Below are 23,883 nucleotides of genomic sequence, written 5' to 3'. Positions count from 1 at the left end.
AAGTTTACTTTCTGAAATTATATTTAAAAATATTGCCTTCTTTAAATCATATTTCATCGCCGTTACACTATCAACAGCGGATTATCGCTAAGATACATTGTGCTAGGAGGAAAATGAATGTCTTCACAAGTGATTTTGGTCATGGGGGCCACGGGACAACAAGGAGGCGCGGTGGCCCGACAGTTGGCGGCAAAGGGATGGAAGGTTCGGGCATTGGTGCGGGATCCCAAGCACGCGGCTTCGCAATCGCTCGCGAAGCTGGGGATCGAAACCGTGAAAGGGGATTTGGATGACCCGGATACATTGGTAAAAGCCATGGACGGCGTCTATGGGGTATTTAGCGTTCAAGCGCTGGATTTGGACCATCCCGAAAAGGAAGAACTTCAGGGGAAACGCGTTGCCGAATGCGCCAAGGCAGCGGGAGTATCGCATTTGGTTTACAGCTCGGCCGCAGGAGCCGATCGGAATACCGGGATCACCTCGTTTGAAAACAAGGGAAGAATTGAGCGGTATATCCGTGAGCTGCATTTGCCCGCAACGATCCTTCGCCCGGTGATGTTCATGGAAAACTTTAAATTCACGCTCCAAAAGGCAGATGGCCAAATTCTTCTTCCTTATAAAGGGGAACCCGATACCAAAGTGCAAATGATTGCCGTTCAAGATATCGGCGGATTTGCGCGGAAAGCTTTCGAGCAGCCGGATCGGTTTATCGGACAATCGCTCGAAATCGCCGGCGACGAACTGACGGTCCGACAGCTTGCCGAGCGGATCAGCCGTTTTTTTGGCGTCCATGCGGTGTATCCGCTATCGGCTCCTGAGCCGAAACACGAGCATGACGGAATCAAAGCCACCCGTTTTTTTATCAGGGAAGGTTATAAGGCGGATTTGGAATATCTCCGTCAGCTCCATCCAGAGCTCTTAAGATTTGCAGATTGGCTGCCGCAATCGAACATATCCTTTTAAATCGCATCAAGCCGTCATGCCAAAAGCTTCCGAAGAAAACGGGGAAAAAAACTATAAAAAAACAGCCCATTTACATGGGCTGCTTGCCGGCCTTTACGGAATCATGGCGATGACTTCGATTTCCACGAGTCCGTCCTTCGGCAATTTGGCGACCTGTACGGCACTGCGGGCCGGGAACGGCTGCGCGAAATAGCTTGCATAAATTTCGTTCACTTTCGCAAAATCGTTCATGTCGTTCAGGAAAACCGTCGTTTTGACCACATGGGACAAATCCGTGCCTGCCGCTTCCAGAATCGCTTTCGCGTTTTTCAAGGATTGATGGGTTTGCTCTTCGACCGTTGCCGGCATTTCGCCTGTCGCGGGATCGATGCCAAGTTGTCCGGAAGCAAACAGCAGGTTCCCCATGCGAACGGCCTGCGAATATGGACCGATCGCTCCGGGGGCATTTGAGGTTGCGATGGGTTGAATCGTTGGTTGTGTCATGATCATGGCTCCTTAGTCCGTATTTTTAGTGCAATCAGGATGGAATGAAATATTGTTCGACCGAGTGATAATGCATATGCGCCATAAATTGCCGCTTCAATGGCTGAAAAAAAAAACTCGCGCGGCGTTATAGCAGACCAAAGGTCAACAATCTGTCATTTATAATAATATTTTATTATTATGATATGAAATTATCAAGTATCATTTGTCCCATTTTAAAGCAGCTTCATTTCGATTATATACTTAAGACCGGTTAGCGCCATACGGCGTCGCCGTTCTCCGGGAAAACATATAAACCTAAAAAAACAAACCAGGAAGCGGTATGAGGTACCACTCCCGGGTTTGTTTTCTATTTTATAAGATCCGTTATTTATATTGCGGCATGCGTGAAAATTTCCCGGGTTAAAGGCAGCTTATGGATCGTGCGCAGGAAGCTGACCATTTGGCTTCCCGAATGCATGATGACGGAATGGGTTTCGGCTTTTTGATTCGGCATGTAGCGAACACCGCTCAGGAAGTCTCCCCCCGTAATGCCGGTGGCAACGAAAATGACGTGATCCGTGCCGACCAGATCATCCATGCCAAGCAGCTGCCGCGGATCGGCCAATCCCATTTTTTGCACGCGCTCGGTTTCTTCGGGACCGTCCGGCAGCAGCCGGCCTTGCATTTCCCCTCCCAGGCTTTTCAGCGCCGCTGCCGCCAGCACGCCTTCGGGGGCGCCTCCGGAACCGATATACATATCCACTTCGCTGTCGGTAGCGGCTTCGATCGCCCCCATCACGTCCCCGTGCTTCAACAGCTTGATGCGTACTCCCGCTTTCCGGAGCGCGCCGATCAAATCCCGGTGACGCTCGCGATCAAGAATCGAAACGGTCATCTCGGACATGGATTTGTTTAACGCTGCGGATGCTTTTTTCAGCGTCGTTTCGATCGGATCGTTTAACGAAAGATGACCTGCCAGCTGCGGGCCTACCGCCAATTTTTCCATATAAATGTCCGGTGCGTGCAGCAGATTGCCTTTCGGGGCCGCGGCAAGGACCGAGATCGCGTCATTCAAACCGTTTGCGACCGTTTCGGTTCCTTCGATCGGATCGACCGCGATGTCGATTTTCGGTCCCCGCCGGTTCCCAACCGTTTCACCGATGTACAACATGGGGGCTTCGTCCATTTCTCCTTCTCCGATCACGACGGTGCCATCAATAGCCACGGAGTTCAGATGGCTCCGGATCGCCGTGGTGGCGGCCTCATCCGCGCTGTTTTTGTCTCCCCTACCTGTCCAGCGGGCAGCCTCGAGCGCGGCTTTTTCGGTGATTCGGACGAGCTCCAAAGCTATTTGATGTTCCATTTTGTTTTCCCTCCATCGATCCATTTTTCTCGTTTAAAAGCATTTGTAGCATCTTAATTTAGAAGTATTGCATAATAAGTCCTGCCGTCTCCTCGATTGCTTTATCCGTGACGTCGATGACCGGGCACCCTAACGTTTCGAACAGCGAATGCGCGTATTTCAGTTCGGCCTGAACGCGTTCCAGGGATGCGTAATGGGCTTCCAGCGGAAGGCCAAGCGATTTGAGCCGCTCGGAGCGGATTTTGACCAGCTGCTCCGCATCGATGGTTAACCCGAAAATTTTGCCGTTTGTGACCTCGCGCAGCTGCGCCGGGGGAGTCAATTCCGGAACGACGGGATAATTGACGACCTTTTTTCCTTTATGGGCCAAAAAAATCGACAGCGGCGTCTTCGAAACCCGGGATACGCCCAGCAGGATAATGTCGGCTTTCAGGATCGCTCCGACATCTTTGCCGTCATCGTTGTTGACCGCGAACTCCACGGCTTCGATGCGGCGGAAATAATCTTCGTCCAGCCGGTGAAGGAGCCCGGGAAGCCGTTTCGGCGTATCGTTGAACGTATCGATCACAGCCTGCATCATCGGTCCCATAATATCGACGGTGCGGACATTGAGCCGAATCGATTCCTCCTTGATGGCTTCTCTAAGTTCCGGCTGAACGATCGTGTAAATGACGAGTCCGCCGCGCTCAGCCACATCCTCCATCAACCGGGTGATTTCATCTTCATGCCGTACATTCATGATTCGTTTGATTTCCGTGTTGGCCAGCTCAAACTGCCGAAGGGTGGCCATCGCCACCGCCTCAGCGGTTTCCCCGATCGCATCCGAGCATATGGCTATAACACGGGTTGACGCCTGTTTCATCCCATTCCTCCCATTATTCCGGTGCTAATATCTCAAGCATTTTTCGTATGATATTCGTTTTGGAAATCCGTCCAACCACGTGAACTTCTCCGTCGATGCCGGACTCCGCCGGAACGACGACCGGCAGGCTGTCGATCTGATGCGCAATGATTTTGCGCGCGGCGTCAAGAACGGTATCTTCCGGAGATACGGTGACCACATTGGCTCTCCGGGTCATGATAAAGCTGACGGGCATGGCGGCCGCTGAGGCATTGCCGAGCGTTACTTTAAGCATATCTTTACGGGAGACGATGCCTACAAGCTTGCCGTCCTCGTCGGTGACGATGAGGTGGCCTACATTTTCAAGAAACAGGGTCACCGCCGCATCGTGTATGGTCGTCGTTTCCCTGACGATAACCGGAACGCCGTGAATATCGCCAACTTTCAAATCCAAGAGCGAGGCCTTGTTTTCTTCGGCCGCCGTTTTTTTCGTTCCCGGAAAATACCCGACCTTCGGTTTGGCGGCGATATAATCGAGACAGACCAGGATCGACAAATCCGAACGGATCGTTGGCCTGGTTAAGTGAAGCATTTCGGCGATCTGCTCGCTTGTCACGGGCGCGTGTTTTTTTACGATATCGAGAATTTCCTGTTGCCGCGGGGTCAGTTTAATAATGGTTGCCTCCTCTCTCTGGCGATAAATGTCTGTTTGTATAATACGTCATATAAATAAAATAATCAATATTTAATACGTCCTAATTTGATTTCGGACACCCTGATTAGGATATATATCATGCATAATAGTAGAAGTTGAATGTCTGATTCATATTCAGCATGTTTGCCGATTCGATGGTTCATGAATAATATTGTCGATTAAGCACACCATAATAACACATTCTTGGCAGTAAACTTCCGCTAATTCTGCCGCAAATCGAAACGATCACCTTCGTTTTGCATACGCATTCCGATATAATGTTCCAATGCCGAAAGGGGAGAAAGGAATCCGATGATGTACACCGTGCTGGCCGTCCTGGCCGTCATCGTCTGCGCAGTTTCGTTATATATGTCCATCTCCATCATGCGCAAACAACAACACCATGAACGGGATCACATCCATCCCACGATCGCCAGGCACCCGCTGCTTGCCAATCCCATTGTCATCTTGTATTTGGCCGTCCCCGTGCTGATCGTCTTGGGCGCGTTAGTCTGGTGGTATTTTGAGATCAAGGGCTTAACTTAATTCGTCAGGAGTGTTTGATGTGGACAAAAGAAAATATTACGTATCGGTACAATCCCGGACGATCATGGAATCCCAAGGGGACTCTTCCTATGAATTCGTCATCGAAGCGACGCCGGAGGAAATTACGGAGCTTCGCGGACTTTTCGATTCCATGAGCCACTTCGACATGGAAACCTACTACCGCATGCATTATCCGGGCATCCCCGAGCATTATGACCGCGATAACGATTATTTCGAGCGCGACCTGAAGGATATTTATCAATTGCTGCATCGTCTGGGGACGCAGGAAACCAAAGACCATATTGCGTCGATGAACGTGCTCGAAGAACGGCTTTAACCCGAGAAACCGCATGATGCAAAAGACAGCCCCCGATGGCTTCAGACATGTAAAAAAAGCTCTGCTTTCGTTCCCGGATCGGGAAGAAAACAGAGCTTTTTGACGTCCTATTTCATGTATTAGGACGTCCTTAAGAATTGGAGTCGACGCCCGCCGGCTGCCATTTCTGCATAAAATCGTTCAGTTTGATCACCTGTCCGCCGTTCAAACGGGATTCTTCCGCGGCAAAAGCGATCATATGGCTGCGGACGGAAACGGATGCCGACGTTAATCCTTCCTTGCTGCCCGCATTCCGAACCTGATCGATGAAGCTCCGCACGATGCCGCTGTCGCCGCCGCCATGTCCGCTCGTTTGCACCGGAATTTCGATGGTCGTCTTTTGATGGGTAAGAAAATCGTACAGCGTGATTTTGTCTTCTTCCCCGCGCAGCTCGCCTTGCGTGCCCATGATTTGAATGCGCCGTTCCTGCTCGAACGTGAAACCGCACATGCTGAACATCGCCGTAGCGCCGCCTTCGAACTCCAAATTGACGACCTGGTGATCGACGACGTTGTTGTCGCTTCGGAACACGCAGCGGCCGTAGTCCGTTTCCTGCAACCCTTTGACGATGCTTTCCCTCGTCAGTTCCGGCGTAAAATGCCTTGCCCACCCGCGGAATTCGTCGCTCAAATAAAACCGCGGCGCGGAGTAAGCGCAGTTGGGTTCCACGGAACAGGTCAAGCAGCGGTCGGCCGATCCTTCCGGGGCGCTGCCTTCATGGAAATACTTCAAGGAACCGAAGGAGCTGACCCGTACGCAAGGACGGTCCATAAGCCAAGAGAGAACGTCCATATCATGGCATGATTTCTGCAGAATCATCGGGCTCGATTTATCAGAATTGTTCCAATTGCCCCGGACGAAGCTGTGGGCGACATGCCAATACCCGACGTTTTCGTTTAATTGGATGGAGACGATTTCCCCGATCCGCCCTTCGTCGATCACTTTTTTGATCGTGCTCCAAAACGGCGTGTAACGCAGCACGTGGCAGATCGTCAGCAAACGGCCTTGCTCGCTCGCCATTCGCTCCATATCCAAGCACTCCTCCGGCGAAGGCGACATCGGTTTTTCCAACAGAACGTGATACTTTTGTTTTAATGCTTGCATCGTAGGCCCATGATGCATCCGGTCCTGCGTGCAAATGATGGCGATGTCGGCCAAACGCGGCTCTTTCAGCAGCAGCTCCCATGATTCGTAACACCGCTCCGGCGGGATGCCGTGGGCTTCGGCGAATTTGGCCCTTCTTACCGGGTCGGCCTCGGCCACGGCAACGACGTCAAGTTCATGCGGATAATCCAATGCGTACCGGGCATACGCTCCTCCCCGTGCTCCCGCTCCAACCAATACGGCTGTCAGTTTGTTCATGTTTGTTCTCCCCTACCCTTGATATGATGGAAATCCTTACAGGGTGCCTTCGGTAGATTTCGAGACTCCTGCGTGTACGGATTTGCTAACGTTGTTCTGCTTTTTATTTGGCGTAACGCTCGGATGCCGATTGATAAATCGCCACGTACCGGTCGACGCCCATTTTTTTCAATGCCGCGACATACTGATCCCAGTTATCGAACGACTCGTTGCCGGTGATGAATTTATCCCGCATTTCGTTGACGTAGGTTTCGATGTCCGTCTGAATCGTCGTCAGCTCGCTTTGCTCCTCCTGCGTGAAGTTGAACGGCGGCCAGACCTGATCTTGCGGCAGCACGTAGGGCTCGGCTTTTTTGGCGTTTTCGACCGAAGTCGGAAGGCCTTCCGCCCCTTTGAAAAACTTCTGTTTGACGAATCCGGGATAATACCCGCCCGGCCAGATCAAATATTGCCCTACCGCTTGGTCCAGGTTCAGCCCTTTCGGGTTGTTTTTGATTTCGTCCGTATAATCGACGTTGCCGTTTGCGTCCTCGGTATACGTTTCATCCTTCCAGCCCATGAAAAACAGCTTGATGCCCTCATCGCTGTAGAAATAGTCCATCCATCTCATCATGGCTTCCGGATGTTTCGCCTTGTCGGTCAGCACGAACATGCCGATGTTGCCGAGCGGCGAACCGTATGCGTTATACTGCCGGTCGCCATGGGGCCCCTTCAGAACGGACAGGCCGACATACCCTTTTTGGTTGTAGATCGCGACCGGATCCACGCTATCGGACACGCCGAGAAGCCCTTGCATGCCTTTGGCATCGACCTCGGTGCTCTTGACCGAGACGATATCCTGTTCGAGCAACCCGTCTTTATACAGCTTGTTCACGAACTGGAGCAGCTCTTTGTAACGTTCGTCGGTTGGAATAAACCGGATCTTGCCGGTTTCCGGATCCGTGTCGACGTTGATGTTCGAGGTGCCGTGATTGTTGAGCCCGAAAGAGCCGCGCAAATAATTGACGATGCCGGCCGTGCCGACCGCGCCCCAGGCAATTTCGTCCTTTTGGCCGTTGCCGTTCGGATCCTTTTCCTTAAACGCCTTCAGCATGGCGTAAAAATCGTCCAGCGTCTCCGGCTGCTTCAAGCCGAGCTTATCCAGCCACTCCTGCTTCACCCACGGCGTACCGTACAACACCGATTTGAACTCGGGGTCGTAAATGGTCGGCAGGCCGTAAATGTTCCCGTCCGGCATCGTGATGCCCTTGGCGATGATCGGATATTTTTCCATGACGGCTTTGAAATTGGGGGCATATTTGTCGATCAGATCATTTAAAGGTATAAAAGCGCCTTGTTTGCCGTATTTCAGCAAATCCGATCTCGAAAACGCCGAAGCATAAAACATTTCGGGATAATCGTTGCCGGCGAGAAGCAAATTCCGCTTTTCCTTCAGCGTTTCGGTATGGACCGTCTCCCACTGGACGCGGATGTTCGTCTTTTGCTCGTAGTCCTTCCACAGCCTGATGTTGTTCCAATCCGCGTTTGCGAAAAATTTGGCGGCAAATCCCTTTACCGTGATGTTTTCATTGACGATCGGGAAGCCTGTCTGGTTGACTTGGGCCTCGTCCGCGTCTTTGGCTTTTCCGCCGCCGGCATCTCCCGATTTGCCTGAGCTGCATCCCGCAAGCAACGCGACGGAAACCAGGCAGGCGAGCAGCATGTTCCCCCTTTTGCTTCTGTTCATCTTTTTCCTTCCTCCCTTTGCCTCAACTTTTATCCAATCAAGGGTTTACCCTTTGATGGCACCGATCATGACGCCTTTCACGAAATACCTTTGCAGGAACGGATACAGGATGAGCACCGGTATGTTGGCGACGACGAGCACGGCATATTTGATGCCTTCAACTTCGCGCTGCTGCTTGATCGCGGACTCGGTGGACATTTTAACCATGTCGCTCGTTTGGCCTTGAATAAGAATTTCGCGCAGAATCAGCTGGAGCGGGAATTTTTCCTTATCCGACAAATAGAGCAGCGCGCTGAAAAATGCGTTCCAGTGGCCGACGGCGTAAAACAGGATCATGACGGCGATGATCGGCATCGACAACGGCAAAATGATGCGGGTCAAAATCTGGATGTTCGAACACCCGTCGATCGTTGCCGCCTCCTGCAGCTCGTAAGGAATGGACTGCTGGAAGAAGGTGCGCATGATAATGATGTTCCAGATGGAGACGGCGTTCGGAATGACCATGACCCAAAAGGTGTTCAACATGCCCAGGTCTTTGATCAGCAGGTAGGTCGGAATCAGTCCGCCGCCGAAAAACATCGTAAATACGAACAGCGCCATCACGGCGTTTTTGCCCACAAAATCTTTGCGCGATAGCGGATAGGCCCCCAAAACGGTCATCACGAGATTGATCAAGGTCCCGATGGTGGTGTACAGCAGCGTGTTCGAGTACCCGGACAAAATGTCCTGATTCTGAAAAATTTTAGAATAAGAGTTCAGGTTGAAGCCCTTCGGCCACAGCAGCATTTCCCCGCGCAAAACGGTTTGCGGATCGCTGAAGGAGGCGCTGAGGACAAAAATGAGCGGGTACAGCACGACGACGGCAACCAGGCCAAGAATGACGTAAACGATCATATTGAATGCGCGGTCTCCGCGGGATTCCAGTAACATGCCGTTTCCTCCTTACCATAGGCTCGTTTCGCCCATCCGTTTGGTTACCCAGTTCACGGTGATGAGCAGAATGAAGTTCACGACGGAATTAAACAATCCGATCGCTGCGGAGAAGCTGTATTCGGCGCCCTGAATCCCGGCCCGGTATACGTAGGTCGCGATGATGTCCGAGGTTTCCATGTTGAGGTTGTTTTGCATCAGGAGCACCTTTTCGAAGCCGATGCCCATGATGCTGCCGATGTTCAGGATGAGCAAAATGACGATCGTCGGACGGATGCCCGGCAAATTGATATGCCAGATCCGCCGCAGCCTGCCGGCCCCGTCGACGCGGGCCGCTTCATGCAGCTGGTGGTCGACGCCGGCGAGAGCCGCCAAATAAATGATCGAACTCCAGCCCATCGTTTGCCACACGTCCGACAGGACGTACAACGTATTGAACCATCCCGGCTCCGCCATAAAATCGATCGGGCGTCCGCCGAAAGCGGTAATCAGATGGTTGACCATGCCGTAACGCGGAGACAGGAAAATCATCATCATGCCGACGACGACGACCGTGGATAAAAAATGCGGCGCGTAGGTAACGGTTTGCACGAATTTTTTGAATTTGGCCGACTTGGCTTCATTCATCAGCAGCGCGAGCAGGATCGGGATCGGAAAACCCAAGGCAAGGCTGTACAGCCCGAGTCCCAACGTGTTTTTGATCAAGCGCCAGAAAAAGTAACTGTGGAAAAAACGCTCGAAATGCTCCGTTCCCACCCACGGACTGCCGGTGATTCCTTTCGTGGCGATAAAATCCTTGAACGCGATTTGGATGCCGTACATCGGCACGTAGTGAAATAGAACGTAATACGCGACGACCGGCAAAATAAGCAAATACAGCTGCCAGTTGCGGGCGATCCGGCTCCATTTCAGCCTGGGTTCCTTTTTCGTACCCGGTACCGCGCCTGTCACGGCAGACATTTTGGCGTTGGCCATGTGGCTCCCCCCTTGGTATAGACTTGGATACGGCGGTCACATTCCGGGCGACAGTACGTTTAAGGCATTCATCATGTTCCTCCTTCCAACGTTAAGGCAAATGTAGTCGTGGAACCTGGATGCGTTTGCTATGTAAAGGGTAAAACAGCAAGGTTATCGAGTGCTTTTGGCGGATACTGAAATCAAATTTGGGGTGTTTTTGGATTGATTTAAAGTGGCTCATTCGGAAAGACGAGTCTAATAAACAACACTCACAATCTGTATAATACCTTATATAACAACAAATGTAAGCGAAATCAATTATGTTTAAAAATATAACTTCTGAACTCGAAGTTGTACAAATTTGGATGTTTTGTGAACGTGTTTTAATTTTTTTCATCATAATACACGATGATTTGGATTGTCAAACCTTATTTTTGGATATTGTTGGCGCACAATTTGGATTCGGGCGTGTAAAAACGGCACAAAAAAACCTGACACGGCATTCGTATCAGGTTCTTGCTTGGTGAATCGGAGCGGGAACGGCTTTATTCCTCCGGCCGTCGGACGAAATTCGAAGATTCACGGATCATGAGCCGGCAGGGCAAAAGGATTTTCGGCAGCGCCGGGTAATCGCCGTCCAAATAATCCATCATGAATTGGGCCGCCGCTTTTCCGATTTCGTATTTAGGGACGTGGACGGAGGTCAGGGGCGGATTCGTGTACTGTGCAAACGAGATGTCGTCCATTCCGACAAAAGCGATGTCTTGAGGAATTCGCGCTTTTTGCTCCACGACGGCGCGCATCGCCGGGATGGCCAGCATGTCGCTCGCGCAAAACATGGCCGTCGGCCATTCGTTTTTCGGCCGGTTGACGAGCAGTTCAGTGAGCATACTATAACTTAAATCCACGTTCCAGTTGGTGTTGATGATCCAGTCCTCCGGCATGGAAAGGCCTGCTTCCATCATCGCGAATTTATATCCGATAAAACGTTCGTCGTTGTCCATTTTCCGCGAATAAGCCGGGCCTCCGATGAAGCCGATGCGGCGGTGTCCTTGGTCGATGAGGTGGCGGACCGCGGTTCTTGCCGAAAAAATGCGGTCGCAATCGACGACCGGCACCGTCAAGCGTTCATCGTTTAAGCTCACGCCCAGTACGGCCACCTTTTCTCTTTCGAGCTGTTCGATGAGCGCCTGGTCGTACCAGCTGATTATGACGACGCCCCGGATGCCGTTTTCCTTCACGAGGTTGCGGATCTGCTCCGCATCGCTTACTTCGTCCAGCGTCCGCACGATCGCCGGGGGATGGCCCAGCTCGTTCATCCGGTCATGGAACCCGGCAAGCACCTCGCTGAAATACGGATGGTTTTCGATCAGCGGCTGCGGCACGACGCAGGCGATCCGTTTATCGGAAGCGCTTCCCGGCTTGCCGGAGTCAAGCTCTTCCTGTAGCGGGTATCCGAGTTCCTGCGCAGCTTCGCGGATTTTCCGCTTGGTTTCTTCGTTGACCGGCCTGCTGGTGTCGTTGCTGATGGCGCGGGATACCGTCGAAATGGAGACGCCGACGCGTTCCGCGATATCTTTAAGTTTCGCCAAAGCTCCCCTCTCCTCTCTCTTATCTTTTTGGAGCCAAAAAATCCTCTCGTTAGATCATATCATAATCCGCTTTACGGAAAGATGCAAAATTCGATCGAAAAAACGGTTTTCGTAACCGGATGTAAACAGGATCATTTTCAGTTAGACCGACCGCCTCCCTTAAAAAACAAAAAAACCTGCAGTGGCCACAAACCGCTGCAGGTCTTTTTATTGGTGCAAACGCCGATCGGCGGATGTTTTTTAAACCATGATCTTATTCTTCGAATTCGACGTTGTGATACACGTGTTGCACGTCATCCAAATCTTCAAGCGCATCGATCATTTTTTCGAATTGCGGCAGAACGTCTGCCGGAAGCGTCAAATGGTTTTGCGCCAGCATCGTGATTTCGGCAACGGTAAACTCCGTAATGCCCGCAGCCTGGAACGCCCCTTGAACCGCCTGGAATTGGTCGGGCTCGGCGTATACGATCACCGCTTCGTCTTCTTGCACGATATCGCGCACGTCGACGTCCGCTTCCATCAGCAGCTCAAGCACTTCCTCTTCCGTTTTGCCTTCGACGCCGATCACGGCCGTTTGATCGAACATATACGCAACGGAGCCGCTCACGCCGAGGTTGCCGCCGTTTTTGCTGAATGCGGCACGGACTTCGGAAGCCGTGCGGTTGACGTTGTTGGTCAAAGCGTCGACGATGACCATCGAACCGTTCGGTCCGAAGCCCTCGTAACGAAGCTCGTCATAGACTTCATCGGAGTTTCCTCTTGCCTTTTCCAGCGCCCGGTCGATAATGGCTTTCGGCACATTATACGTTTTGGCGCGTTCCAAAACGACCTTCAACGCGCGGTTGGATTCGGGATCCGGTTCGCCCTGCTTGGCGACGACGTAAATCTCGCGTCCGAATTTGGCGTATATACGGCTTGTATTTGCGTCTTTCGAAGCTTTCTTTTCTTTGATATTATTCCACTTACGACCCATGCTTTTCCGCTCTCTTTCGCTATTGATTCTGACTTCGGTCTAATAAATACACTGATATATTATAGCTTGAATTCGGCGGATGAACAAGTTTTACCCTTGATGCAGCACGAATATTGCAAGAGCACGCGCAAGGAAACGGGATCGTCGAAGCGAATGTCGATTCCTGCTTTTTGCTGCAACATCCCCATGAGTAAGTTGTTTCATTTGCAATTGATCAATATCAGTTTACATAACATATTTGTGGTTAACCTGTGGTGATGACACCATAACGTTTATTAAGAAATTATATCTTGATCAACTGTCGGAATCGTCAAAATGTATAGGAAATCGTAGTTTTATATCATTGTAGATCCCCAAAATATGGTTTATTTTAATAGTACAAATACTATTTATTGGCAATTATAACTTTAACTGCGTTAATATTTCGATATTATGATGTTTTCGGCGCCGCCTTATTTCGCTCGCGAATCGTGACGGTTTTTCAACCATTCGGTAAGTTCTCGCCATCCCAAAATGTAACCGCTTTAATTAATTGGTATAGACTCATTTATTGAGTTTATATACATTCGACATCCATGTTGGCGCTGTCCGTATTTCTCTTCATTCATGACAAGGGGGTGTTGCGACTCACCAACGATTTCAGGTTATTTTTTAATGTTGGCTTGCTGCTTGCGTTCGAAAAAAAATTTGAGAGGAGAATTTCAATGACAACGCTTCGTTTGCCTAACCACAGGTTTATGAAATGGCTGCTTGCCGGGGGGATGCTATTCGTAATGACGGCCCTCATGCTTCTGATCGCCGACCGCGCTTCCGCCCACGGTTATGTAGAATCGCCTGCCAGCCGTGCTTATCTTTGCAAAACGGGGGCAAATACCAATTGCGGGGCGATTCAGTACGAGCCTCAAAGCCTTGAAGCCAAAAAAGGATTTCCCGAGGCGGGACCTGCAGACGGTAAAATCGCCAGCGCGAACGGCGCCTTTCCGGAATTGGACCAACAGTCCGCCACGCGCTGGACGAAAGTAAGCATGACCCCGGGCACTAAAACGTTCACTTGGAATTTGACGGCCCGACATGCCACGACAAGCTGGAAATATTACATTACGAAGCAAAACTGGAATCCAAACGCCCCGTTGACGCGCGATTCCTTCGACCTGACTCCGTTCTGCTCCGTTGGCTACGGCGGCAAACAGCCTCCGGGCTCCTATTCGGATACGTGCACGGTGCCGAACAGAACCGGTTACCAAGTCATCCTTGCGGTGTGGGAAATCGCGGACACGGCCAACGCCTTCTACAACGTCATTGACGTAGACTTTGGCGGCGGCGGCAATCCTGCCGATACGACGCCTCCAAGCGCACCTTCCAATCTCGCCGTTTCCAACATTACCAGCTCGGGCGCCACGCTTGCCTGGGGAGCCGCATCCGATAACGTCGGCGTAACGGGCTACAAAGTTTACAACGGTTCCTCGTTGGTAACGACAACCAACGCTTCCGCTACGAGCTATAACGTTACGGGACTTGCGCCTAATACCTCCTATACATTCACCGTTAAAGCCGTGGATGCCGCAGGCAACGAATCCGCTGCCAGCAATCCGGTGACGTTCACGACATCCGCTCTCCCTCCGGCCGATACGCAAGCCCCGACAGCGCCTACCGGCCTTCAGGTGAACGGAACGCCGACTTCCTCTTCGGTGTCCTTGTCCTGGAATGCGGCAACCGATAATGTCGGCGTAACCGGATACCGTATTTACAAAGGGACTGCCCTTGCCGGATCCGTTTCCGGAACGACGCTGAACTACACCGTTACCGGTCTGAATCCGGACACCGCGTATACGTTCACCGTTCGGGCGATTGATGCCGCAGGCAACGAATCCGCGAGCAGCAATGCCGTAACGGCAACGACCGCTCAAGGACCGGCAGTCGCACCCTGGGCTCCAAACGTGGCCTACACGCCTGGAACCCTCGTGACTTACAATGGTCAGACGTATGAATGCCGTCAGGCGCACACGTCGCTCGTTGGATGGGAGCCAACGAACGTCCCGGCGCTCTGGCTTCTGAAATAACCAGAGGTCAAAAAACTAGAGCCTACTACTTCACTCTCGTAAAAACTTCCGTATAGTGATAGATATGTCGCCTGCTAGATAATATGACTCTCTTAGAAAGTTTTTCATTGCATAGGAAGTTTCGCGGTTCGATGAAAATAAGGAAGAAGCTGCGTGTTCTCAGTAACTTGGGCTGAGAAGCGCAGCTTCTTTTCACATTGTTGGCTCCGCATTCGTTGACGCAGGATCGCTCATGATGCGGACAAGTTCGGGCTGTTCGGTTTTTCCTTCGGGAGATACCGACCGGCAATGGCTACGGCCAGGCATAACGCGCAGCAGATCCCGAACAGGATCCGGATGGAAACTCCATGGCTCTCGTGAATCTGTGCTTGACTTCCCATGGTGCCTACAAACACCGTAGCCAGTCCGATGCCGACGATTTGGCCGAGATAGCGGACAAGCGCCAGCAGGCTGCCGGCGAGGCTGCTTTTTTCGGCCGGTGTCGCGCTCATGACTTCGGCGTTGTTCGTGGCATGGAACAATCCCGTACCAATGCCGAAAACGGCTAAATGCAGGCCAATGCTCCATGCCGGAACCGTCGGCAAGAACATGACGGATAACATGGATGCGGAACATAACGCCGCTCCGGCAAGGATCGGAAAACTTCCGCCGTAACGGTCCCTGAACCAGCCGGCGAAAGGAGCCACGATACCCATGACAAGCGGCTGCAGCATCAAAAGCGCGCCGGTGGCCGAAGCAGAGAAGCCGATCTCGCTTTGCAAATAAAACGTAACCGGGATGAGCGTCGCCGTTTGCGCCAAGTTTATGATGAACGAAGACGTATTCCCCAGCCATACCTTCCTGTGCCTGATTGTATCCGAGCGCTCTCCCCCGTTCATGGTCGGGAAACGCATGCCTTACCATCGCTTGGCTGTTGGCCATGATCATGGTGGCGCCGACCCCTTGAAGGCATCTGGAAAGCAAAAGAAGCATAAAACTATGGGACACCGCGATGCATAACGATCCAACCCCGAATATCAGGAACCCGTAACTATATACCTTCCTTCGTTCCATGCGGTCCGACATTTTCCCAAAGAAGGGAAGCAATACGACCATGGTGAGCAGATATGCCGTCGCCACCCATTGGATCTGCGCAAGCGTTACCGAGAATTGCCGCGCCATCAACGGCAGCGATACGTTCACGATGCCTACATCGAGGGTCGATATCAAGGTTCCCATATTCACGACCTGCAATATTCCCCATTTATTTCGTAGACCGGACATCGATTCATTCCTTTCGAAGTGAATTGGCATGAAGTACAATGATAGTAAGCAAGGTAAAAGGAAGATATTTCATGCTTGCCCCTATTTTACTTTCCTGCTCCCTGCTTGAAAAGCCGTCATTTTCCGGCCATGGCCGGGCTCTGACTGCGTTTGCGATCATATTTTGCATCCTATTGACGATAAAGGAGGACTTAGGTATGGAACCGTTTTCGAGTGATTTGCTGAAGGGGAAAGTCGTGTTGGTTACAGGGGGCGGAACCGGGCTTGGCCGCGCCATGGGCGAAAAGTTTGCAAGGCTCGGAGCCAGGCTGGCGATCGCCGGCCGCCGGGAAGAGGTGTTGAAGAAAACGGCTGCCGAGCTGACCGCTAACGGGTTTGATGTTTTTTACAAGTCCTGCGATGTTCGGGATCCCGCCCAAATCAGCGCATTGATGGATGCCGTAGAGGAACGCTTCGGAGGTCTGGACGTCCTTGTCAATAACGCTGCCGGCAATTTCATCAGCCCGACGGAGCGCCTGTCTCCGCGTGCCGTCGACGCGGTGCTGGGCATCGTGCTTCACGGTACCTTCTATGCGACGCTTGAAGCAGGAAAACGCTGGATTGAGAGCAACCGTGCGGGCACCATGCTGAACATCGTTACGACGTATGCTACGAGCGGTTCAGGCTATGTCGTGCCTTCCGCGGCCGCCAAAGCCGGCGTGCTGGCCATCACCCGCTCTTTGGCCGTCGAATGGGCCAAATACGGCATCAGGCAGGTCGCAATCGCTCCGGGACCTTTTCCGACGGAAGGGGCATGGTCGCGGCTTTCCCCTACGCCTGAGCTGGAAGCGAAAATGCTGGACCGGGTCCCTCTAGGGCGAGTGGGAAATCCGGAAGAACTCGCGAATCTGGCCGCGTTCCTGATATCCGATTATGCTGCGTATATCAACGGGGAAGTGATCACGATCGATGGCGGGGAATGGCTGCAGGGAGCCGGACAGTTCAACGATCTTCGACAAGTGACGGAGGAGCAGTGGGACGTGCTGGCCCAACTGACCCGGAAAGGAAAATAAGATGCGAACGACCGAACAGATGATGGATATCATTTTGCATGTCGCCAATCAGGATGAACGGGTTCGTGCCGTTTGCATGAACGGTTCGCGCACCAATCCGAATGCCCCGGCCGATCCGTTCCAGGATTACGACATCGTGTATCTCGTCACCGAACTGGGTTCCTTTGTTCGCAATCCCGGATGGGTGGATGTATTCGGGGAGCGGATCATCATGCAAACGCCGGAAAAGATGGCCATGTTTCCGCCGGGGCTCGGCGGAAGGTTCTCTTATTTGATGCTTTTTCAGGATGGGAACCGCATTGATCTCACCCTGGTTCCCATCCATGAACAGGAAAAATATCTTCAGGAGGATAAACTGACCGTTGTTTTGCTCGACAAAGACCGTTCTTTGCCGCAGCTTCCGCCGCCAACCGATGAAGATTACCGGGTAAAGCCGCCGTCGCGCGAGTTTTTCGCCGACTGCTGCAACGAGTTTTGGTGGGTATCCACTTATGTCGCCAAAGGGCTGTGGAGACAAGAAATGCTGTATGCCCAGGACCATTTGCATCAAGTCGTTCGTCCGATGCTGATGAAAATGCTCGAATGGCAGGCCGGAATACGGACGGATTTCTTAATCAGCATCGGGAAAAACGGCAAATATCTCGAAAAATACATGTCCAAACAAAGCTGGGACGAACTGATGTCTACATATGCCTGCGGAAATGTAGAAGAAACCTGGAACGCGCTGTTTACGATGTGCCGGTTGTTCCGCGATAGCGCGCTTTTCGTATCCGACCATTTTGGATTCGAGTATCCTGAACGGGACGATCGGCTCGTGACCGCCTATTTGGAACGCGTCCGCAAGCTGCCGCCCGATGCGGTCGAAATTTATTAATTCATATCGTTATTTATATGATATTGTCGATATTTATTGCATTAATGATTAATGCCATGAATAATAATTCGACAACGATAAAAGCCCAATTTTCTGAGAAAACCTCAAGAAATTGGGCTTGTTTTGATGGCCATCGTTAATACTGTTTCAGTACCTCCTGGAGCTTCAACGCCAATCCCAGCTTGCCGTCAATCTTCAGCGAGCCGGTCATGAACGCCATCGTTGCATTCAAATCGTCCGCCAGCAATTTCCGGAAATTTTTCTCCGATAGCGTCAATGTGCAATCCGCCGATTCCGTCGCCTCGTCCAGCACCTTTACTTTAGCGTTGTCGAATGCGACCTGGATCGGGGCGGCGTCGCCAATGTTGAACTGATATACCGCGTAAAGCGATGCGATCGGCTCCGGCTTTGCGTTCATCCGGTCCGCGAGTAACCGCAGCTCCTCTCTAATAGCCATGCGATGTCTCCTCACTTTCAATGGTTCGCAGAAATGGGTTTTTCGAGCACCCGAAAGGTTCCCGTGCCGAATGCAAGCAGATCGCCGTTTTCTTTGCGCGCGAACGCTTGAGCGGTGATCAGTTTGCGCGAGCTGTGGATCAATTCCGCCGTGACAAGCACGCGTCCTTCGGACGTCGGCGCGACATAGTTCATGTTCAAACCGACGGTGACGACGTTTGCTTCCGGCCGTGCAAGCATCACGATGATTCCCATGGCGGAATCGATGGCCGATGCGTGCATCCCTCCATGCAAAATCCCGATCAGGTTCAGGTGATGCGGCTCGATCTCGAAGGCCAAGACAACTTTCTTTTCGCTCACGTCAACGATTTTGCAGCCGATAAAATCCCAGAACGTATCTTTTGCCGCACGCTCCATACGTTCCAGATCGGGAAGTTTACCCCCGGATGCATGCTCCATGTGCCATACCTCCCTTGCTGTTCAAATTTGGGGCCTCTTTGGCGGTTAAGTCCTTTTGGATCTTTCTTACAAAGTTACAAGTCCACCCGGGATTGGTTGACGAGTTTTTCGTTTTCCTCTTCAATCAGCTTGCGGCGAAGCACTTTGCCCACCAGCGTCTTGGGCAGGGAGTCGCGGAATTCATAGATTTTCGGAACTTTATAGACCGCAAGACGTTCCTTGCACCAGCTTTTCAGCTCCTGTTCCGTCAGGTTCGAACCTTTGCGCAGCACGATGTAAGCCTTTACATTTTCGCCCCGGTACGGGTCTTTCACGCCGGCGACGACGGCCTCCTCCACGTCGGGATGCTCAAACAGCACTTCCTCCACCTCGCGGGGATATATGTTGTATCCGCCAGCGATGATCATGTCTTTGCGCCGGTCGAGAATATAAAAGAAACCTTCTTCATCCATTCGCGCCAAATCGCCGGTATACAGCCATCCGTCGCGCAGCGTGCGTTCGGTCTCCTCCGGCCGGTTCCAGTAGCCTTTCATGACCTGGGGACCTTTGACCACTAGCTCGCCGATTTCGCCGACCGGCATCTCTTCGCCCGTCTCGGGATGTACGATCTTCGCCAGCGTATCCGGGAAAGGAATGCCGATGGAGCCGTTCTTCCGTTTTTCCCAAATGTTGTTGGCATGCGTGACCGGGGAAGCCTCGGTCAGACCGTAACCCTCGATCAGTTTGCCGCCGGTAATCCGCTCGAACCGCTCCTGCACTTCAAGCGGCAACGGCGCGGCTCCGCTGACGCAAATTTGGATCGAAGAGAGATCGAACCGGCCGACCTCGGGATGATGGATTACCGCGATATACATCGTCGGCGCCCCCGGGAAAATGGTCGTTTTTTTCTTGTGGATCGTCTTCAGGACGTCATCGACTTGAAAACGCGGGATTAAGATCAGCGTACCGGCAATATACATGGCTTGGTTAAGCAGCACGGTCAAGCCGAAGACATGAAAAAAAGGCAGCGCGGCAAGGTATTTTTCCTGGGCCATTTGGGTGCGGTATGACCACAGCTGCGCCTGGATCGTATTGGATACGAGGTTCATATGCGTCAGCATGACGCCTTTGGCAAATCCGGTCGTCCCCCCGGTATATTGAATCAAAGCCAGGTCATGCTCCGGATCGACGGGAACTTCTACAGGCGTTTCAACGGAATTTTTCAAAAGCGAAACGAACGATAATATGTGCTCGTTGTATTCGACGTTGGCAGCCATGCCGTCTTTTTTCGCCTTGATGGGATACAGCACGTTTTTCGGAAAAGGCAGGTAGTCCTTCATCGAAGTTACGATGGTATATTGCAGCGGTTTGCGCTCCATCGCTTTATGGACGCGCTCGACCAGCGCATCCATCGTGACGATGATGTTGGCGCCGGAATCCGTCAGCTGATGCTCAATTTCGCGCGGGACATACAGCGGATTCGTCATGACCGCAATACCGCCGACAAGGAGTGTGCCGTAATAGGCAATCACTCCCTGCGGGCAGTTGGGCAGCATAATCGCGATCCGGTCCCCTTTGCGAACGCCCAGGCGCTGCAGGGCGTTCGCAAACCGGTAAACCGATTGAAGCAAGCTTGCATAAGTCATTTTCTTCCCTAGAAAATCAAGAGCGATTTGCTGGGGATAGGCTGCGGCTGAATCGACCAAAAACTTGGCAAGGTTTTGTTTCGGATAATCGTAACTGTGCGGGACCTCTTCAGGATATTGATCCAACCATGGATTATTTGTCATCCAGGTCACCCCATCTCACGTAATTGAGGTTTTGCCATAATCAGACAACGCGAAATTCGTATTAAGAAAAAACGTTGACCGCTGTGCTCTCGCTGCAGACAGACCGGTTCAGCTGATTTTTGCGAGCACGGGATGCTTATGCCGAGAAGGATTATTCTCTTCTCATCCATTTACAACACGTAGGATCCGGCGTCGATCACCCGTTCGGCGATTTCGCGTTTGATGCCGATCGAATCGATCGGCGACTTGCGAACCAGTTTCTTCAGCACGGACAGCTGCGTGCGCAGCGTGTCTCCGGATTCCATCGCCGCGAGCACCTCTTTCGCCCATTGCTCGATTTTCGCAAATTCGTCGTGGATGAAGACGGTCGTCATCCGGATCGCCAGCTGCGCTTTGTCCTCGCCCGAACGATCGATCATCTTCTGGGTGCGCAGCAGCGCGCTTTCCATCGCAAACACCGAAATCATGATATCCGCCAGGTTGCTCAAAATTTCCTGCTGTTCCTCCAGCTTCAATTGATATTTTTGAACGGCTTGCGCGCCGCACATCAGGAAGATCTTTTTCGACATTTTCAGCAAATGGGCTTCCTGTTCGAGCGTGCCGTCAAAAATCTGGTTCGGGATTGGTTCCATCAGCTCGTTTTGCAGCGCCATCGCTTTTTGCATGAGCGGCAGCTGGCCTTTCATCGCTTTTTTCACCAATGCGCCGGGGATAAGCAGACGGTTGATTTCGTTGGTGCCTTCGAAAATTCGGTTAATGCGCGAATCGCGATAGTTGCGCTCCACCCGGTATTCTTGGGTAAAACCGTAGCCGCCGTGGATTTGCACGCCTTCATCGACGATAAAATCAAGCACTTCGGATCCGAATACTTTGTTGATGGAGCATTCCAGCTGGTATTCGGCAATGGCCTTGGCGGATTGATAACCGACCTCCGGGCTTGCGTGGTCCACTTCGGCCAAACCCACGTCGAACAAACCTGCCGTCCGGTAAACCATGCTTTCGAGGACAAAAGCTTTGGTGTTCATGTCGGCGAGTTTTTTGCCGATCAGCGGGAAAGAGGAAATTTTGCGTCCGAACTGCGTCCGTTCATTGGCATATTCGGCGGCGAGCTCGATCGTGTCTTTCGCTGCGCCGACGCACCCTGCAGCCAGTTTGAAACGTCCGATGTTCAAAATGTTGAATGCGATCAGATGGCCTTTGCCGACTTCCCAGAGCAGGTTTTCGGCGGGGACCTTCACATCCTCCAAAATAAGCTGGCAGGTCGAAGAGCCTTTGATCCCCATCTTTTTCTCTTCGGGGCCGATACTGACGCCTTCCATCGTGCGTTCGACGATGAACGTGCTGAAATCCTTGCCGTCCACTTTGGCGTAGACGATAAAGATGTCCGCAAATCCGGCATTCGTAATAAACTGCTTCGTGCCGTTCAATACATAATATTCGCCGTCCTCCGATAATGTGGCAGTCGTCTTGGCTCCGAGCGCGTCCGAACCGGAAGACGGTTCCGTCAGGCAGTAAGCGGCAATCTTTTCGCCCGTGGCGAGAAGCGGCAAATATTTTTGCTTTTGCTCTTCCGTGCCGAAGTAGACGATCGGCAGCGTGCCGATGCCGACGTGGGCGCCGATCGAAAGGGCAAAGGCAGAGGCTTTCGTCAGCTTTTCGTTGATCAGGGTCGAGCTGACCTTATCCAGGCCGAGTCCCCCGTAAGCTTCGGGCACATCCGCTCCCAAAAGGCCGAGCTCGCCGGCCACCCGCATTTTTTCGACCGTCAGCTCATAATTGAGCTTTTCGATTTCCTCGTCGCGGGGAATGATCTCGCCTTCCACGAAATCGGCCGTCGTCTGCGCAATCATGCGATGCTCTTCGGTAAAATCCTCCGGGGTAACGACTTGGTTGAAATCGGTATCTTCAATGATAAAACTGCCGCCAACCACTTTATTCATCGTCGTGCTCATGCGCTTTCCTCTCCTTTATCATCATTATTCGGGATGGACTTCAAAAACGCCTGCGGCGCCCATGCCGCCGCCGATACACATCGAGACGACGCCGTATCCCCCGCCCCTGCGGCGAAGCTCGCTGATCAGCGTCGTCGTCAGCTTCGTCCCGGTGCACCCGAGCGGGTGGCCCAGCGCGATGGCGCCGCCGTTGACGTTCACCTTCTCCTCGTCGATGCCCAGCTCGCGGATAATGTGCACGCATTGGGAAGCAAAAGCTTCATTGATTTCAAAGAGTTTTACGTCGTCTTGCGTAATGCCTGCCATGCGGAGCGCCTTCGGGATCGCTTTGACCGGGCCGACGCCCATGATTTCCGGCTCGACGCCGCTGAGGGCAAAGGAGCGGAAAGTCGCCAGCGGTTTGAGTCCCAGCGCGTCCGCTTTCTCCCGGCTCATGACGACGACGGCGGCGGCTCCGTCGCTTGTTTGCGAAGCATTGCCCGCGGTGACGGTGCCGTTCAATTTAAACGAAGGCTTGAGTTTGCCAAGAACTTCGGGGGTCGTGTCGGGACGCACGCCTTCATCCGTGTCGAACGTAAAGGAACGGGTCTGGACTTTTCCTTTCTCATCGACGTGTTTCAGCTCAACCGGAATCGGGATGATTTCATCCTTGAAATTCCCTTCCGCGATTGCCTTGGCTGCCTTTGCATGCGACCTGGCGGCAAAGCGGTCCTGATCTTCGCGGGAAATTCCGAACCGTTCGGCCACTTCCTCGGCGGTATGCCCCATCCCCATGTACACTTCCGGCATGTCGGCCACCAGCTTCGGATTCGGCGACACTTTGAATCCCGTCATCGGCACATGGCTCATGCTTTCTACGCCGCCCGCGATCAGCGCATCCGCAGACCCGAGCATAATCCGCTCCGCCGCAAAAGCGATCGCCTGCAGCCCCGAGGAGCAGAAACGGTTAATGGTCAGGGCAGGCACCGTCACCGGAAAACCGGCATAAAGCGACATGATGCGGGCAAAATTCAAGCCCTGTTCTCCTTCCGGCATAGCGCAGCCGATAATGATGTCCTCGACGTCTTCCTTAAGCAGCCCCGGCGCGCGGTCAACGACCGCTTCCAACACGGCTTTTCCGAGATCATCCGCCCGGGTCTGGGCCAGGCTGCCTTTTTTGGCTTTTCCGACGGCGGTGCGGGCCATCGATACGATTACTGCTTCTTTCAT

22 protein-coding genes and 1 pseudogene are annotated in these 23,883 nt (G+C 52.4%); 6 read left to right on the top strand and 17 right to left on the bottom strand.

What is annotated here, in order from left to right; genetic code table 11:
• The first annotated feature begins 117 nt into the window (after positions 1–117).
• Positions 118–963 carry an NmrA/HSCARG family protein gene (locus NYE48_RS13490; protein ID WP_340999035.1) on the top strand — a complete coding sequence of 282 codons (846 nt, stop codon included), beginning with the start codon at positions 118–120 and terminating at the stop codon, positions 961–963.
• Between the two features lie 93 nt (positions 964–1,056).
• Here the strand turns inward: NYE48_RS13490 and NYE48_RS13485 are convergent, their stop codons facing one another.
• The 4 genes from NYE48_RS13485 to NYE48_RS13470 form a co-directional block, all read right to left on the bottom strand.
• Positions 1,057–1,446, bottom strand: a complete 390-nt coding sequence (locus NYE48_RS13485; protein ID WP_036709690.1) for a RidA family protein — start codon at positions 1,444–1,446, stop codon at positions 1,057–1,059.
• A 370-nt stretch (positions 1,447–1,816) separates the two neighbouring features.
• Positions 1,817–2,791 carry a class II fructose-bisphosphatase gene (gene glpX, locus NYE48_RS13480; RefSeq protein WP_340999034.1) on the bottom strand — a complete coding sequence of 325 codons (975 nt, stop codon included), beginning with the start codon at positions 2,789–2,791 and terminating at the stop codon, positions 1,817–1,819.
• A gap of 58 nt (positions 2,792–2,849) precedes the next feature.
• A complete protein-coding gene (locus NYE48_RS13475; RefSeq protein WP_212949583.1) occupies positions 2,850–3,653 on the bottom strand; it encodes a pyruvate, water dikinase regulatory protein in 804 nt (267 codons plus the stop codon).
• A 13-nt stretch (positions 3,654–3,666) separates the two neighbouring features.
• Entirely contained in the window at positions 3,667–4,278 is a 612-nt protein-coding gene (locus NYE48_RS13470) for a helix-turn-helix transcriptional regulator (RefSeq protein ID WP_341000655.1), read from the bottom strand.
• A gap of 360 nt (positions 4,279–4,638) precedes the next feature.
• Here NYE48_RS13470 and NYE48_RS13465 point away from each other — a divergent pair, with 360 nt between their 5' ends.
• Both NYE48_RS13465 and NYE48_RS13460 read left to right on the top strand, forming a co-directional pair.
• Positions 4,639–4,872: a hypothetical protein gene (locus NYE48_RS13465; protein WP_036709694.1), complete on the top strand. Its 234-nt coding sequence runs from the start codon at positions 4,639–4,641 to the stop codon at positions 4,870–4,872.
• Positions 4,873–4,891: 19 nt separating this feature from the next.
• Positions 4,892–5,209 (top strand): hypothetical protein, encoded by a 318-nt coding sequence (locus tag NYE48_RS13460; protein ID WP_340999033.1) that lies wholly within the window; start codon positions 4,892–4,894, stop codon positions 5,207–5,209.
• A gap of 130 nt (positions 5,210–5,339) precedes the next feature.
• Here NYE48_RS13460 and NYE48_RS13455 read toward each other — a convergent pair whose 3' ends face one another.
• The 6 genes from NYE48_RS13455 to NYE48_RS13430 form a co-directional block, all read right to left on the bottom strand.
• The gene (locus NYE48_RS13455; protein WP_340999032.1) at positions 5,340–6,611 is read right to left on the bottom strand and encodes a Gfo/Idh/MocA family protein; all 1,272 of its coding nucleotides are present in this window, start codon (positions 6,609–6,611) and stop codon (positions 5,340–5,342) included.
• Positions 6,612–6,714: 103 nt separating this feature from the next.
• Entirely contained in the window at positions 6,715–8,337 is a 1,623-nt protein-coding gene (locus NYE48_RS13450) for an extracellular solute-binding protein (RefSeq protein WP_340999031.1), read from the bottom strand.
• A 45-nt stretch (positions 8,338–8,382) separates the two neighbouring features.
• Positions 8,383–9,267, bottom strand: coding sequence for a carbohydrate ABC transporter permease (locus NYE48_RS13445; RefSeq protein ID WP_340999030.1), 885 nt, complete (start codon positions 9,265–9,267; stop codon positions 8,383–8,385).
• Between the two features lie 12 nt (positions 9,268–9,279).
• A complete protein-coding gene (locus NYE48_RS13440) occupies positions 9,280–10,242 on the bottom strand; it encodes an ABC transporter permease (protein ID WP_445323986.1) in 963 nt (320 codons plus the stop codon).
• A gap of 527 nt (positions 10,243–10,769) precedes the next feature.
• Positions 10,770–11,816 carry a LacI family DNA-binding transcriptional regulator gene (locus NYE48_RS13435; protein ID WP_340999029.1) on the bottom strand — a complete coding sequence of 349 codons (1,047 nt, stop codon included), beginning with the start codon at positions 11,814–11,816 and terminating at the stop codon, positions 10,770–10,772.
• Between the two features lie 253 nt (positions 11,817–12,069).
• Entirely contained in the window at positions 12,070–12,789 is a 720-nt protein-coding gene (locus NYE48_RS13430; RefSeq protein ID WP_340999028.1) for a YebC/PmpR family DNA-binding transcriptional regulator, read from the bottom strand.
• A 704-nt stretch (positions 12,790–13,493) separates the two neighbouring features.
• Here NYE48_RS13430 and NYE48_RS13425 point away from each other — a divergent pair.
• Positions 13,494–14,849: a lytic polysaccharide monooxygenase gene (locus NYE48_RS13425; RefSeq protein ID WP_340999027.1), complete on the top strand. Its 1,356-nt coding sequence runs from the start codon at positions 13,494–13,496 to the stop codon at positions 14,847–14,849.
• 230 nt (positions 14,850–15,079) lie between these two features.
• Here NYE48_RS13425 and NYE48_RS13420 read toward each other — a convergent pair whose 3' ends face one another.
• Both NYE48_RS13420 and NYE48_RS28235 read right to left on the bottom strand, forming a co-directional pair.
• Positions 15,080–15,727, bottom strand: coding sequence for an MFS transporter (locus tag NYE48_RS13420; RefSeq protein WP_445324069.1), 648 nt, complete (start codon positions 15,725–15,727; stop codon positions 15,080–15,082).
• A 13-nt stretch (positions 15,728–15,740) separates the two neighbouring features.
• Positions 15,741–16,067 (bottom strand): annotated as a pseudogene (locus NYE48_RS28235) (MFS transporter); the annotation flags it as partial.
• A gap of 242 nt (positions 16,068–16,309) precedes the next feature.
• Between NYE48_RS28235 and NYE48_RS13415 the strand changes: the two are divergent.
• Both NYE48_RS13415 and NYE48_RS13410 read left to right on the top strand, forming a co-directional pair.
• Positions 16,310–17,164, top strand: coding sequence for an SDR family oxidoreductase (locus tag NYE48_RS13415; RefSeq protein ID WP_340999025.1), 855 nt, complete (start codon positions 16,310–16,312; stop codon positions 17,162–17,164).
• A 1-nt stretch (position 17,165) separates the two neighbouring features.
• Positions 17,166–18,038, top strand: coding sequence for an aminoglycoside 6-adenylyltransferase (locus tag NYE48_RS13410; RefSeq protein ID WP_340999024.1), 873 nt, complete (start codon positions 17,166–17,168; stop codon positions 18,036–18,038).
• Between the two features lie 136 nt (positions 18,039–18,174).
• On the opposite strand, the gene NYE48_RS13405 is transcribed toward NYE48_RS13410, so the two are convergent.
• The 5 genes from NYE48_RS13405 to NYE48_RS13385 form a co-directional block, all read right to left on the bottom strand.
• Positions 18,175–18,495 (bottom strand): SCP2 sterol-binding domain-containing protein, encoded by a 321-nt coding sequence (locus NYE48_RS13405; protein ID WP_340999023.1) that lies wholly within the window; start codon positions 18,493–18,495, stop codon positions 18,175–18,177.
• Positions 18,496–18,512: 17 nt separating this feature from the next.
• Positions 18,513–18,953, bottom strand: coding sequence for a PaaI family thioesterase (locus tag NYE48_RS13400; RefSeq protein ID WP_340999022.1), 441 nt, complete (start codon positions 18,951–18,953; stop codon positions 18,513–18,515).
• 74 nt (positions 18,954–19,027) lie between these two features.
• Positions 19,028–20,722: an AMP-binding protein gene (locus tag NYE48_RS13395; protein WP_340999021.1), complete on the bottom strand. Its 1,695-nt coding sequence runs from the start codon at positions 20,720–20,722 to the stop codon at positions 19,028–19,030.
• A 170-nt stretch (positions 20,723–20,892) separates the two neighbouring features.
• Positions 20,893–22,674, bottom strand: a complete 1,782-nt coding sequence (locus NYE48_RS13390; protein ID WP_339324927.1) for an acyl-CoA dehydrogenase family protein — start codon at positions 22,672–22,674, stop codon at positions 20,893–20,895.
• Between the two features lie 24 nt (positions 22,675–22,698).
• Positions 22,699–23,883 (bottom strand): acetyl-CoA C-acetyltransferase, encoded by a 1,185-nt coding sequence (locus tag NYE48_RS13385; RefSeq protein ID WP_340999020.1) that lies wholly within the window; start codon positions 23,881–23,883, stop codon positions 22,699–22,701.

The sequence above is a fragment of the Paenibacillus sp. FSL M7-1455 genome, from assembly GCF_038004655.1.
Taxonomy (GTDB): Bacteria; Bacillota; Bacilli; order Paenibacillales; family Paenibacillaceae; genus Paenibacillus_AQ; species Paenibacillus_AQ cookii.
The sequence above is the reverse complement of the archived record's forward strand: the minus strand, read 5'-3'. Positions and strand labels throughout refer to the sequence as shown.

Coding starts and splice junctions, on each gene's coding strand:
- NYE48_RS13410 (WP_340999024.1), top strand. CDS start 17,166: ATGCGAACGACCGAACAGATGATGGATATCATTTTGCATGTCGCCAAT.
- NYE48_RS13450 (WP_340999031.1), bottom strand. CDS start 8,337: ATGAACAGAAGCAAAAGGGGGAACATGCTGCTCGCCTGCCTGGTTTCC.
- NYE48_RS13455 (WP_340999032.1), bottom strand. CDS start 6,611: ATGAACAAACTGACAGCCGTATTGGTTGGAGCGGGAGCACGGGGAGGA.
- NYE48_RS13430 (WP_340999028.1), bottom strand. CDS start 12,789: ATGGGTCGTAAGTGGAATAATATCAAAGAAAAGAAAGCTTCGAAAGAC.
- glpX (WP_340999034.1), bottom strand. CDS start 2,791: ATGGAACATCAAATAGCTTTGGAGCTCGTCCGAATCACCGAAAAAGCC.
- NYE48_RS13420 (WP_445324069.1), bottom strand. CDS start 15,727: ATGAACGGGGGAGAGCGCTCGGATACAATCAGGCACAGGAAGGTATGG.
- NYE48_RS13485 (WP_036709690.1), bottom strand. CDS start 1,446: ATGACACAACCAACGATTCAACCCATCGCAACCTCAAATGCCCCCGGA.
- NYE48_RS13465 (WP_036709694.1), top strand. CDS start 4,639: ATGATGTACACCGTGCTGGCCGTCCTGGCCGTCATCGTCTGCGCAGTT.
- NYE48_RS13405 (WP_340999023.1), bottom strand. CDS start 18,495: ATGGCTATTAGAGAGGAGCTGCGGTTACTCGCGGACCGGATGAACGCA.
- NYE48_RS13400 (WP_340999022.1), bottom strand. CDS start 18,953: ATGGAGCATGCATCCGGGGGTAAACTTCCCGATCTGGAACGTATGGAG.
- NYE48_RS13395 (WP_340999021.1), bottom strand. CDS start 20,722: ATGACAAATAATCCATGGTTGGATCAATATCCTGAAGAGGTCCCGCAC.
- NYE48_RS13445 (WP_340999030.1), bottom strand. CDS start 9,267: ATGTTACTGGAATCCCGCGGAGACCGCGCATTCAATATGATCGTTTAC.
- NYE48_RS13390 (WP_339324927.1), bottom strand. CDS start 22,674: ATGAGCACGACGATGAATAAAGTGGTTGGCGGCAGTTTTATCATTGAA.
- NYE48_RS13490 (WP_340999035.1), top strand. CDS start 118: ATGTCTTCACAAGTGATTTTGGTCATGGGGGCCACGGGACAACAAGGA.
- NYE48_RS13440 (WP_445323986.1), bottom strand. CDS start 10,242: ATGGCCAACGCCAAAATGTCTGCCGTGACAGGCGCGGTACCGGGTACG.
- NYE48_RS13475 (WP_212949583.1), bottom strand. CDS start 3,653: ATGAAACAGGCGTCAACCCGTGTTATAGCCATATGCTCGGATGCGATC.
- NYE48_RS13425 (WP_340999027.1), top strand. CDS start 13,494: ATGACAACGCTTCGTTTGCCTAACCACAGGTTTATGAAATGGCTGCTT.
- NYE48_RS13385 (WP_340999020.1), bottom strand. CDS start 23,883: ATGAAAGAAGCAGTAATCGTATCGATGGCCCGCACCGCCGTCGGAAAA.
- NYE48_RS13415 (WP_340999025.1), top strand. CDS start 16,310: ATGGAACCGTTTTCGAGTGATTTGCTGAAGGGGAAAGTCGTGTTGGTT.